This window comes from Spirulina sp. CCY15215 (assembly GCF_016888125.1).
In the GTDB taxonomy this organism is placed as follows: Bacteria; Cyanobacteriota; Cyanobacteriia; order Cyanobacteriales; family Spirulinaceae; genus CCY15215.
In genome coordinates this window covers 1-252 of sequence record NZ_JACSWA010000383.1, presented here as the reverse complement: position 1 = coordinate 252, position 252 = coordinate 1, and the positions used below count along the sequence as shown (strand labels likewise).

Genomic DNA, 252 nt, shown 5'->3' with positions numbered 1-252 from the left:
TTGAGACATTCTACACCAAGAATATCCTGTTAAATGAAGGTCTGCGAGCTTGGTTAGCTCCCGAAGACCAACCCCATCAAAACTTTAAATTCCCCGAAGAAGTTCTCCCTCGCGGTAATGCTCTTTAAGGGAAAGTTAATAAAATAGGACTTACACAGCTAGGGAGCGAGTGCAGCTAGGGAGCGAGTGCAGCTAGGGAGCGAGTGCAGCTAGGGAGCGAGTGCAGCTAGGGAGCGAGTGCAGCTAGGGAGC

Annotated in this window: 1 pseudogene; it reads left to right on the top strand. The window is 50.4% G+C overall.

Going from position 1 to position 252, the window contains the following annotated elements:
• Positions 1-128, top strand: a pseudogene (locus JUI58_RS10855) (photosystem II D2 protein (photosystem q(a) protein)); the annotation flags it as partial.
• Positions 129-252: the final 124 nt, after the last annotated feature.